This is a genomic window from Rahnella sp. Larv3_ips (genome assembly GCF_003697865.1).
GTDB classification, from domain to species: domain Bacteria; phylum Pseudomonadota; class Gammaproteobacteria; order Enterobacterales; family Enterobacteriaceae; genus Rahnella; species Rahnella rivi.
In genome coordinates this window covers 941,497-952,893 of the sequence record NZ_MJIB01000021.1, presented here as the reverse complement: position 1 = coordinate 952,893, position 11,397 = coordinate 941,497, and the positions used below count along the sequence as shown (strand labels likewise).

The window sequence follows — 11,397 nt, the reverse complement described above, 5'->3', positions numbered from 1 at the left end:
AACCTTATTCCAGCAACATGTTAAGTATAAATATAACTGTAATGAGCAATAATGAACCCGCAAGACCGACACCGAGAGCGAAGAGCCGTTTTTTCTTTTGCGTATTAATTTTTTTCTGACGACATTTTTCCGCAACAACGTCAATCCACTGCTGACTCAGTTCGTTCACTTTCAGATGTGAATATTCACTTTCTTTCATCTGTTGAATTAGGGTGTCGAAGAACCCCGTTTTTACCACCCGGTCACTGCCACTCAGGATCCGGTCATCGGTAATAATAAGAAAGTAGATTTCATCATCCGCCAGTGGCCCGCGGATATAATAAACCCCATCACCGAATTCATTCTTTACATAAATAGCAAAAGGTTCAAAATCTGAGAACTTCTTATCTGAATAACCTTTAAGAAGACCGCCATTATTCGTGGTATAAACTAACTGACTCTGCGTTTTGCGAAGTTTACTCAACCACTGTTGATAACTTTTACTGCTTTTAACAGTGTCAACCGGTTCCCAGATGAGACCGGTTAAAAGATTATTATCATGCAGATGCTTTATCATCATATCTCACTTAGCCGACGTCGGAGCCCGGTAGTAATCAATGCCGACGACCGTCACCACGGTGACCGAGTTTTCAGAATTAGTGGCATCCGCCCCCAACATCACGTAGCTATGGCCATCATTCGATTCCTGGGCCTCGTATTTCCCGACCATCAGCATCGTGCCTGCAGAAACCATCGTGGTGTTGAACATCTCTGTTGTTGTCGTATTAGGCAGCTGAACTAAATCAAACGTATCGATTCCATTTAAATAGCGTTTGGTAAAACCACTGGTGACTTCGATGCGGCCATCATTTTGAACACGTGGCGTAATAATGAAACTCGTCCCGGTGATGATCTCTGAGGTCTCAATGGAGGTATCTTCAGTCGACGTCAGATCGTTAGTGGTCAGCGTTCTGCCGGAGACATAATGCTGAGTTTGGGTCATATTCAACGGGATCGGAATACCATTGCGCGTGACAAATGACCCGCTCTGAATAACTTTATTACCAGTAATTTCATAGAGCGCATTCATCTGCGCGCTGACATTCAGGGTATGATCAGAGCCAGCATAGAAGTTACGGCCAAACGACATGCCGCCATCCATATTCGTCAGGATCTTATTGCTGTCAATATTGAATGTCGTCCCGCCCTCTTTATACTGCATGGTGGCGCCGGCACTCAACTGCTTCATTTTTGTTTTGTCTAAGGTATAAATCTTATACGTCACAACAAATTGTTTATTGTTATCTACCTGATATTTTTTCAACACCTCGTTAAGCGTGTTATATTCAGAAGGCCGCCCGGAAAACGTTAATATTGAAGCGTCTTTAAAAATCGTATAAACACCGCTGGAGACGTATTTATCAGCCATGTCTTCAATATCATCCCAATACGATGACTCAAATTTCCTCTCCGATTTACCTTTTAATCCGCCACCTGAAGTCGATGAATTACCTGCAATATCCAAACTGGATTCAGTTTTGGTATCTTCACCATAGAAATCCATCTTAATAATATAGGAACCATACAAATCCAATTTAAGAACATTATTATCATCAAGAACAGTATTTACGTCGTAAAGGGCTGAGATATAACGCATGAACTCTTCAAAGTTGCCGGAAAAATTGACGCTACGGCTATCTTTTTTTGGATCATTTGTCTCATCCGTTTTGGCTGTACCTGTGCCAGGTACCGAATAATTCAGACGAAAACTGATCCCGGTTTGCTCAGCAACCGCATTCATCAGGGTGTCGAGGTCCATCTGTTCGTACGACTGAATACTGACATGCTTTGCCAGTAATTCCTGAGTTTTAGGGTTGTAGTTGATTTCTTTTCCGAGAAAAGCTGTATCAAATTTTTGGTAAGGGCGGGTCTTCACATCATCCGTAGTGGTAATTTTACCGTCTTTCGTGTCGGTTAATTTCGATGCATCGTATTTTTCATCAATGGTTGTACAGCCCTGAATTGAAAGCAGCAAGGTTAAACAGATGAATTTTTTCTTCATGAGATTATTTTGCATATTATTGTTCATCAATCAGTAGCACATTATTTTTTTGATAAAATTTGATTACCAAACCATAATTTTCGGAAGCGAAAAGCTTACCTAATTCACCCAGCACTTCATCCTGAGTTTTACCAGTAAACGAAATCGTACTGTAGATAATATAATCTTTGGCACTGTTCCAGAGCATTTTATAGCCTGAATCCTTTGCCCATTCATTCAGCCCCTGACTAAGAAGCATATTTTCATGAAGCACCAATACCCGTGCAGAAGCGGCAGCTGGTGTGCCCGAATTTAACGGCCCTGAGGCCATGGGCTGTACGGGAGTCACTAATGTTTTGGGAGCCTGCTGTGGCGTTTTATTATCAAATTCAGACGACGTTAAAATAGATCCATAAACCTCGTTGTCACCATTACCTCCGGATCCACTAAAGGGATTATGTTTTTGTGCATCAGAAATTCCTTCTGCAAATACACCGCCAGAGACAAACAGCAGCATCAGAAAACAACAGAAATTCCGTTGTTTCTTTTTCAAGTTCCCTTTGTTCATAATTCCCTCTGAATATCTTATTTCTGATATTAATGGACATGGCTAAGTACCATTTTTCATTTTCTATTGCGGTATGGTGCTGCACCATGAAGTCAGTACGACCGAAACCGAGGTCGAGTTAATCAGGTTAACTCCCAATCCGGTCGCGTTATCGTAAACAGCAGACGTTGAACTTACCGTCCAGTCAGTATCTTTACTGTTTAAATTCACCTGTAAAGCTACCCCGGCTAAACGGCCAACCGCACCAAGATGTGTTCGGTTTTGCGCAGCATTCGCAAAATCACTCTCTTGACTCTGATTATTGACGTCGACCCCAACATCCGCAGCCACAGAGGAAATAGCAGCCACCAGACGCGGATACATTTCTCTGCCTCCGGGAGCAACAGGACATTTCTGAACATTGACCTTCATCGTGCCGGATTCTGTGCTCACATTGCCGATGTAAGTGTTATCTTTTTTGCCATCATTAAAATCGTTACCAAATGCCCGGTATTCAACGACAGGAATAGTCAGTAATTCAGGTTGGCCTTTGACATCCAGGTTGCCGGTATTCTCGACGATAATATTGGCCATGAGTGTACCGGTAACTGTTTGATTATTTTTTTCCGTGGTTAAACGCATCACCTGATCATCCTTATTGACCCCTTGCCCTTCAGCCACAGACAAGCAGGGTAAACTTTTACTGCTTTTAGAATCCCAGCACAGCCCTGGTGTATGCGACGTACTGCCAGTTCCGCTGTAAATAGAGAGTTTGTCAGCGTCTTCTGCCGTAATACAGGGGCCGGTCATCTGTGAATTAATATTCCAGCACTGTTTATCTACGCCGACTGAACCGTCAGATTTAGTATTTTTGCCGATGCCCATTTCAAAGCTAAATCTGATCGCATATTCTTCATTTTTTGAATTTGTCAGATCTGCTGTATGGCTGGCAACCGAGCCAAATTCAATCACACTGGTGGTATTATTTTGTTTAAGCAAAATCACCTGCCATGACTTGTTTGAACTGCCTGTTGAGCGCCGTAATAACGCGGCTTGCTTATAGTTAATTTTATAGTGTGAAAGCGCCTGATCAAATGCAGGTTTTAATTTTTCGAAATGAAGCTCTTCACCTTTTGCGTCAGGAAGATATCTGACAACAAAATCCACACGGTTAATGGCCAGGGGTTCTGTTGTGCTCCCAACAAGGTCAATCCTGTCGAATTGCATTTTCCCTTTCAAGGCTATATCAGGTAATTTGCAGAGAATATAATCATCATCAAAATTTCTTTTTACCTGACCATTTGTGGGATCATTACCACTCCCATCACATTTTTTATTTGTAAAATATTGTCGCTTTGAATCTTTACCACTCCAGGAAAGATAATCATCCGTCTGCATCTGGTCTAATAAATCGCTGTTTTTTACACGCTTATCAAAAACATCTGCATAGGCAGCTATCGCACCTTGCCCTTTAATATATAAAGGGTTGATTTCTGGTGTCGTGGTATTATCTAACGCCACCTCGTCTTCATTAGCAAATTTCAAGAAACCATACATTTCTTGTACAATGGCATTTGCATTGACTTCATTTCTGAGTTCCTCGGCCTGTTTTTTCTTATAATTGGCTAGCATCACTAACATCATTCCGATTAGTGCTAAAACAATGATAACTTCCAAAAGTGAAAAGCCTGAATTTCTCTTTTGCACGTGATTGCAGCCTTTTATTAAAAACGCCCTCTCTTGAAAAGAGAGGGCGAGAGCTAAATTACTTACTGCCTAAAAGTACGGCGTTAGTGTTTGTATTGCTACAAGCGTAGGATGCTGCATCCGCAGTGATCTGAACCTGACCACCGGTGGCAAAGCTTTTCAATATCCCCTGTGCAGCACCTTTAGCTGAAGTTATATCAACCGCACCATCTAATGTGGTAGGCATAGTGGCGTCAGCGCCTGCTGCGGCTGTTGCCACCTCGACGTAATCCCAGGAGTTACCGAGTTGCATAATCAAACTACGACATTGGCCCTGATCGAGACCGTTAATGGACAGCACGAATCCTTTGGCGGTACTACCTGTTGCAGATGTTAATGTTGCACCTTGCATGAAGAAATAGTCGCCTGAAATACCATTTTTAACTTCAGATTCAGATGCCTGACCAAGGTTAACAATTGTTGACGCAATTGGTGCATTAGTACCTTGTTTACTTGCTAAACCAGCTGCACCTACAAGGGTGACTGGTGAAGTGGCTGTTGTTGGATATACGCCTGCATCTTTATATGTATTATTTACCGCAACACGAACGGTGTTTGTATTATCGACCAGGTCGGTAATATCCTGGCTGTCGAATGCACGCTGCGCAAGAATAACCACAGCGGCAGCCATTGTACCAATGATACCCAGTACGATAATGACTTCCAGTAAGCTCATACCGCGTTGCTTTTTAAGCTCAGCGTAACGGTTAGCCTTTGTCTTTAATTTAGTAACAAAATTATTCATCATATTTTCCATAATATAAGAGATTATTTCTTTTCTCAGATTCACCGAGTGAATGTTTTTATATAAATTCACAGAGAATACTGAGTTCTTGGGTTTACAACTTACTACACTACATAACACATATCAGCACTGACACTTTATGTTATTCAACAGGACGTAAAACCTATCCAAACAGAGTTCCACTGCGACAGTGCCGTTGAATTAAACAAGTAATTCTGACCTGGCGTGATAGCAGTGAAATATATAAATTATGTATCTTTAAAGCATCATTGAGTTAAATGCTGTTCAACTCAACTGAGCGTTTTTGCATGCTATGAAATACGGAGTTTTTTACTCTTGCGCAGACGAGTTGTAGCTTTGCGTCCAGTTCCAGGCTCAGGATTTCTTTGGCATCTTTATTGACATTGTTACCCTGTGATTTGTACGTTGCATAGTTTTTATTAATTTCTGCAAACTGTTTTGCATATAAATCATAGCCAATTGGGTCAAGATCCCCCAGGGCTTCAAATTCTTTCAAGCATGCTTTATTACTTGGGCCAGTCTGTTGTTGCACCGGCAGCACTTTGTTAGTGCATCCTGTTACAACAACCATTAGCAGTAATAAAAAAGATGATTTCCATATTATTCGCATAGTAATCCCTAAGAGAAAATATACCTAGTCCGCATTATAAACATGCAAAAATAAAATATAAGAATGCGCTGATTTCCAAGTCTGGGCATTCTATTCAATAAGAATTATCACCGCAACAATATTTTTATATTCTTTTAAATGATCTATAAGATCGCACACATATAAAAACCAGATTAATTGGATGATTTGTTTTTAAAAACACTTTTCTCAAAGGGGCTTAATTAATAACAAAATAACCTGTTACTCAAAAAAATTATAACATCATGAAAAAAAAGAGAAATAGTTCTACATAAAACATGCGGCCAGGGTGTCAGGGGAATTAAAATATTTGAATTGACATGGAAAATAGAATTATCGACTCAAAGATTTAAGTAAAAAAACAAGGCAATCTGCAAAAGTGGCATTCGAGAATTAAATAAAAAAATCATGAATCATCATTATTTACTATTTATTATTCCCTCGTTAATTACTGTTTATAAAGTAGCCTTTTACATGAAAGATTAATGATTCTCTGTTGTTTTAAAAAGTCACCACCTCATTTCGCAATGCAATGATAAGGCGCCGGTGTGCGTTTACGTGGCTTTGTTCGGGGAGACAGACGTATGAAAGGTGTTCACAAAAAAAGATATCGGGAACCTCAAAGCAGCCTGATGCTGCTTTGAGGTGGGCTGTCGGGAATGTGTATTCAGGCAGATTTCGCCAGTGCCACGGCTTGCAGCGGCTGATCGCCAGCATACAGGCGGCCATTCAGCCCGCCGACGTAGAAGCGGTCGCCACGCTGAGGGGCGTGGCTGCCATGCGTTTCAGAAAGCACAACAGCAAGCGGTTCATCATGCCAGCCTTCGGCCTGAACAATGAGTTGCCAGAAATGACCACGCGGGCTGACTTCCAGCACTTTTACCGGCAAAGGGCAACGTGCCGAACTTTGCGGCGTGATCTCCATTTCCCAGGGGCGCAGGAATAAATCCACCGCGCCCTGATGCAGTGGCGGGTTCTCCAGTGGCCAGTGATGTGTGCCGACATACAGTTGTGAGCCACGAATTTCGCCGCCGATTTTATTCACTTCACCCATGAATTCCAGCACGAATCGGGTCGCCGGTTCGCGCCAGATTTCCTGCGGTGCGCCCACCTGTTCGATATTCCCCTGGCTCATCACCACCACGCGGTCAGCGACTTCCATCGCTTCTTCCTGATCGTGCGTCACGAACACGCTGGTGAATTTCAGTTCTTCATGCAACTGACGCAGCCAGCGGCGCAGCTCTTTACGCACCTGTGCATCCAGCGCCCCAAAAGGTTCATCCAGCAGCAGAATTTGCGGTTCCACCGCCAGCGCACGGGCCAGTGCAACACGCTGTTTCTGACCACCGGAAAGCTGGGCCGGATAGCGGTTTGCCAGATGGCCTAACTGCACCATTTCCAGCAATTTGGTGACTTTCTGTTTGATTGCCTCAGCGTTCGGACGCTCGCGGCGTGGCAGCACCGTCAGGCCAAACGCAATGTTGTCGAACACGGTCATATGGCGGAACAGCGCGTAATGCTGGAATACGAATCCGACCTGTCGGTCGCGGGCGTGCAGCCGGGTTACGTCTTTACCGTGAAAGCTCATGTGCCCGGCGCTCTGGTTTTCCAGCCCGGCGATAATGCGCAGCAACGTGGTTTTGCCTGAGCCGGAAGGCCCGAGCAGCGCGACCATCTCTCCGGAAGCAATATCGAGCGAGATATCATTGAGCACTTTCGTGCGGCCAAAATATTTGTTGATACCGTTAATTTCAATGCTCATGACTTTCCTCCCGCTCAAGACGGTCGTTGTGACGCTTCAGACGCCATTGCAGGCCGCTTTTCAGAAACAGTGTGACGATGGCCATCAGGGTTAACAGCGCAGCGGCAGTAAACGCGCCAGCGGTGTTGTAGTCCTGATGCAGTAATTCGACTTGTAAAGGCAGCGTGTAGGTTTCGCCACGTATAGAACCGGAAACGACAGAAACTGCCCCGAATTCCCCAATCGCGCGGGCGTTGGTCAGCACCACGCCGTACAGCAATGCCCAGCGGATATTCGGCAAGGTCACGCGGCGGAACATCTGCCAGCCGGAAGCCCCCAGCAGAACGGCCGCTTCATCTTCGTGGCTGCCCTGACTCAGCATCACCGGCACCAGCTCGCGAATCACAAACGGACAGGTGACGAACACCGTGACCATCACCATACCCGGCCAGGCGAACATGAATTGAATATTGTGCGCATCCAGCCAGCCACCGAGCGGGCCGTTGGTGCCGTAGAACAGTAAATACAGCAGACCGGCAACCACCGGAGACACGGCGAACGGGATGTCGATCAGCGTCAGCAACAGCTGACGGCCTGGAAAATTAAAGCGCGCCACCAGCCACGCCAGCAGCGTGCCGAAAATCAGGTTCACCGGCACGGTAATCAGCGCCATCAGCACCGTCAGCCAGATGGAGTGCAACATGTCGGAATCCGACAGATTCTTCCACACCGCCGCAATACCGTCGGAAAACGCCAGCACAAAAATGCTGATCATCGGGATCACCAGCAGCAGGATACATATCAGCACCCCTGTGCCTATAAGCGCCCACTTCACCCAGTCGACGGGCTGGCGGGCAGCCCCTGCAAAATCCGGAACATCAGACATTATTGGCCTCCCAGACGACGGCCATAACGGCTCTGTAAGGTGTTAATGGCGAACAGCAACACCAGCGATGCCGCAAGGATAACCGACGCAATCGCGCTGGCTGCCGGATAGTCAAATTCCTGCAAGCGGATGAAAATCATCAGTGACGTCACTTCCGTTTTCCACGCAATGTTACCGGCGATGAAAATGACCGCGCCGAATTCACCGAGGCTGCGGGTGAAAGACAAGGCGGTCCCCGCCATCAGCGAAGGCATCACTTCCGGCAACACCACACGACGGAAACTCTGCCAGCGCGATGCGCCCAACGTTTCGGCCGCTTCTTCATACTCCGGGCCTAACTCTTCCAGCACTGGCTGCACGGTTCGCACCACAAACGGGATGCTGGTGAAGGCCATCGCCACCGCAATACCGATCCAGGTGTACGAGACTTTGATATCAAAATGCGCCAGCCACTGACCGTAAAAACCGGTGGTGGAAAACAGTCCTGCCAGCGTCAGCCCTGCCACCGCAGTCGGCAACGCAAAGGGTAAATCCATCAGGCCGTCGATCAGGCTTTTCCCCGGAAACTCGTAACGGGTGAGGATCCACGCCATCAGCATGCCGAAAACGCAGTTGAAAAGACTCGCCACGCCCGCGGCCAGCAGCGTGACTTTGTAGGCCGCCACGACCTGACCGTTGGTGATCACATCCCAGTATTGTGACAGCGTCATTTGTGACAACTGCATCACCAGCGCGCTCAGCGGCAGAAGCAGCACCAGACACACGAACAGCAAACTGCTGCCGAGGCTCAGGGTAAATCCGGGTAGTACGCGTTTGCTCGACAACAACATTACTTGTGACCTTGCTCTAACAGTTTATCCAGCTCACCGCCGGTACCAAAATGGGTGTCCATAACCTGTTTCCAGCTGCCAAACTGATCTTCAACGTTGAAGAGTTTGGTGTCCGGGAACTGATCTTTCGCCGCCGCCATGGCCGTTTTGTCATACACACGGTAGTTAAAACTGGTGATGATTTTCTGTGCCTGCGGGCTCCACAGATAATTCAGATAATCTTTGGCGGCTTTCTCCGTGCCATTTTTCTCGACGTTTTTATCGACCCAGGCCACCGGGAACTCCGCCAGAATGTCCACCGGCGGAACAATCACTTCGTACTGATCGTCGCCGTACTGTTTGCGGATATTATTCACTTCAGATTCAAAGCTGATCAGCACATCACCCAAACCGCGCTCGACAAAAGTCGTGGTCGCGCCACGGCCTCCGGTATCAAAGACCTGCACGTTCTTCAGAAAGCTGGCCATTTTGGCGCGGGTCTGCGCGGTGTCTTTTTTATCTTCAAGATTAAACGCGCCCCACGCCGCCAGATAGGTATAACGGCCATTGCCGGAGGTTTTCGGGTTCGGGAAAATCAGGCTCACGCCCGGACGGGTTAAGTCGTCCCAGCTGTGAATATTCTTGGGATTGCCCTTGCGCACCAGAAACGCCATGGTGGAATAGAACGGCGAGCTGTTATTCGGCAACCGGGTTTGCCAGTCGGCAGGGATCAGATTGCCGCGATCGTGCAGGATCTGCACATCGGTTACCTGGTTGTAAGTGACCACATCGGCTTTCAGCCCCTGCAAAATCGCCAGTGCCTGCTTTGATGAGCCGGCATGAGACTGTTTGATCTCGAGTTTGTCGCCATTATTTTGATCGGCCCACTGCTGCTGGAACGGCGGGTTCAGCGCTGCAAAAAGTTCACGGGAAACGTCATACGAGCTGTTTAGCAATTCGGTTGCGGATGCCGCCCCGCTGGCCAGCAACAATGCCGCCACAGATCCTTTCAGCACATTGCCTGTCAATCCGGTAGTTTTCATGCTTAGCCTTAGGTGAGTGAACCGATATGCGACGCTGATAAATGCCGCTCAATATCACACAGTGTATTTATAACTGAGGGTCAGGCTGTAACGGTTTTATATACCATTTGGTGATTTTCAAGCATGAAAAGCTATAAGGCATTAACAAACGCGGGGGAAATTGCAGGAGGGAGGAAACAGCGCGTCCAAAGCGGAGCGCGCCGGAAAAGCTTAAAGCGCTAAAAGACGGGTCAGGGACGGCGCGAAATAATAGCTGCCGGTGACCGGGCGGGTGAAGCGCAACATGGCGTCGCGTTTACCGTCCAGATCGCCAAACATGCTCAGCAGTTGTTTCTCAATGTTCCACAAACGCGCGCAATAGCTGATGAAGTACAAGCCATGCTCGCCGCTGGCGGTGCCGTAAGGCAGGCTCTGACGCAAGATTTTCAGGCCCTTGCCCTCTTCTTTCAGATCAACACGGCTGACGTGTGAGGTGTCCGGACGGGTTTCTGAATCCAGCTCTTCATCCGTGTCTTTGGTGCGACCAATCACCTCTTCCTGCTGCTGCACGGAGAAGCGCTCCCACTGCACCAGATTATGTTTCCAGCGCTGGACCATCACGTAGCTGCCACCGGCATCGACGCTGCCTTCAGGAATAATCGCTACCTGGGCGCGGGCTTCTGCTTTCGGGTTTTCGGTGCCATCAACAAAACCACTGAGATCGCGCTCTTCGATTCCACGGAAACCGTGCGTTTCTTCTTCCACCACGATGGATTGACCAAAGGCTTTCAGTGCAGCCTGCGCAACGGCAAAATTCACGTCATGGCGCAAAGACTGAATGTGCAACAGCATATCGCGCTGCGTGGCCGGAGCCAGGCCTTTGCCTAGTGGCACGAACGCTTTCAGCTCGTCCGCACCCTGATTGCCCGACAGATCGCGCCAGACGTCGTGACCAAAAGCCACCACCGCGCCAAGATGTTCATGGGGGAATTTCTGCTGCATCTCTTCGAGTGCAGCGACAAATGTCCGGCAGCCCTGCCGGAGCGCATCCAGGTCGCCCTGAGCTTTCGCTTCAATATAAATGGCGAAACGGCAATGTTCGGGCAAAATGCCGCTCTGAACCTGAGTCATGATCTTATCCTCGTTAATTTGACCGGCGATATCATACCGGATGTCAACAAAAATGCCTTGCGCGAAGGCAAGGCATTACGTCGTTTTTAAACGAAGACAGA

The 11,397-nt window shown here is 47.2% G+C and carries 11 protein-coding genes; all 11 read right to left on the bottom strand.

All coding sequences use genetic code 11. The features are described 5' to 3' along the window. Positions 1 to 4: 4 nt before the first annotated feature. A complete protein-coding gene (locus ED901_RS23915; protein WP_122097454.1) occupies positions 5 to 559 on the bottom strand; it encodes a hypothetical protein in 555 nt (184 codons plus the stop codon). A 3-nt stretch (positions 560 to 562) separates the two neighbouring features. Further along, the gene (locus ED901_RS23910; protein WP_240994008.1) at positions 563 to 2,056 is read right to left on the bottom strand and encodes a type II and III secretion system protein; all 1,494 of its coding nucleotides are present in this window, start codon (positions 2,054 to 2,056) and stop codon (positions 563 to 565) included. 1 nt (position 2,057) lies between these two features. After that, positions 2,058 to 2,588: a TcpQ domain-containing protein gene (locus ED901_RS25535; protein ID WP_240994007.1), complete on the bottom strand. Its 531-nt coding sequence runs from the start codon at positions 2,586 to 2,588 to the stop codon at positions 2,058 to 2,060. 63 nt (positions 2,589 to 2,651) lie between these two features. After that, entirely contained in the window at positions 2,652 to 4,274 is a 1,623-nt protein-coding gene (locus ED901_RS23900) for a type II secretion system protein (protein ID WP_162997926.1), read from the bottom strand. A gap of 58 nt (positions 4,275 to 4,332) precedes the next feature. Next, complete coding sequence (locus ED901_RS23895; RefSeq protein ID WP_240994006.1) at positions 4,333 to 5,130, bottom strand: type IV pilus major pilin; 798 nt, start codon at positions 5,128 to 5,130, stop codon at positions 4,333 to 4,335. Between the two features lie 202 nt (positions 5,131 to 5,332). Continuing rightward, positions 5,333 to 5,689, bottom strand: coding sequence for a hypothetical protein (locus tag ED901_RS23890; protein WP_162997925.1), 357 nt, complete (start codon positions 5,687 to 5,689; stop codon positions 5,333 to 5,335). Between the two features lie 685 nt (positions 5,690 to 6,374). Next, positions 6,375 to 7,469, bottom strand: coding sequence for a sulfate/thiosulfate ABC transporter ATP-binding protein CysA (gene cysA / locus ED901_RS23885; protein ID WP_122097451.1), 1,095 nt, complete (start codon positions 7,467 to 7,469; stop codon positions 6,375 to 6,377). After that, positions 7,459 to 8,334 carry a sulfate/thiosulfate ABC transporter permease CysW gene (gene cysW, locus ED901_RS23880; RefSeq protein WP_122097450.1) on the bottom strand — a complete coding sequence of 292 codons (876 nt, stop codon included), beginning with the start codon at positions 8,332 to 8,334 and terminating at the stop codon, positions 7,459 to 7,461. Before cysW ends, cysA begins: the two co-directional genes overlap by 11 nt. Next, positions 8,334 to 9,164: a sulfate/thiosulfate ABC transporter permease CysT gene (gene cysT, locus ED901_RS23875; protein ID WP_056781124.1), complete on the bottom strand. Its 831-nt coding sequence runs from the start codon at positions 9,162 to 9,164 to the stop codon at positions 8,334 to 8,336. Before cysT ends, cysW begins: the two co-directional genes overlap by 1 nt. Then, a complete protein-coding gene (gene cysP / locus ED901_RS23870) occupies positions 9,164 to 10,186 on the bottom strand; it encodes a thiosulfate ABC transporter substrate-binding protein CysP (protein WP_122097449.1) in 1,023 nt (340 codons plus the stop codon). The genes cysT and cysP overlap by 1 nt, the downstream gene beginning before the upstream one ends. A 210-nt stretch (positions 10,187 to 10,396) precedes the next feature. Next, complete coding sequence (locus ED901_RS23865; RefSeq protein ID WP_122097448.1) at positions 10,397 to 11,296, bottom strand: Dyp-type peroxidase; 900 nt, start codon at positions 11,294 to 11,296, stop codon at positions 10,397 to 10,399. Between the last annotated feature and the right edge of the window lie 101 nt (positions 11,297 to 11,397).

What these genes read in the sequence shown, in the direction of transcription:
- ED901_RS23915 (WP_122097454.1), bottom strand. Translation starts at nt 559, where the DNA reads ATGATGATAAAGCATCTGCATGATAATAATCTTTTAACCGGTCTCATC.
- ED901_RS23910 (WP_240994008.1), bottom strand. Translation starts at nt 2,056, where the DNA reads ATGCAAAATAATCTCATGAAGAAAAAATTCATCTGTTTAACCTTGCTG.
- ED901_RS25535 (WP_240994007.1), bottom strand. Translation starts at nt 2,588, where the DNA reads ATGAACAAAGGGAACTTGAAAAAGAAACAACGGAATTTCTGTTGTTTT.
- ED901_RS23890 (WP_162997925.1), bottom strand. Translation starts at nt 5,689, where the DNA reads ATGCGAATAATATGGAAATCATCTTTTTTATTACTGCTAATGGTTGTT.
- cysA (WP_122097451.1), bottom strand. Translation starts at nt 7,469, where the DNA reads ATGAGCATTGAAATTAACGGTATCAACAAATATTTTGGCCGCACGAAA.
- cysW (WP_122097450.1), bottom strand. Translation starts at nt 8,334, where the DNA reads ATGTCTGATGTTCCGGATTTTGCAGGGGCTGCCCGCCAGCCCGTCGAC.
- cysT (WP_056781124.1), bottom strand. Translation starts at nt 9,164, where the DNA reads ATGTTGTTGTCGAGCAAACGCGTACTACCCGGATTTACCCTGAGCCTC.
- cysP (WP_122097449.1), bottom strand. Translation starts at nt 10,186, where the DNA reads ATGAAAACTACCGGATTGACAGGCAATGTGCTGAAAGGATCTGTGGCG.
- ED901_RS23865 (WP_122097448.1), bottom strand. Translation starts at nt 11,296, where the DNA reads ATGACTCAGGTTCAGAGCGGCATTTTGCCCGAACATTGCCGTTTCGCC.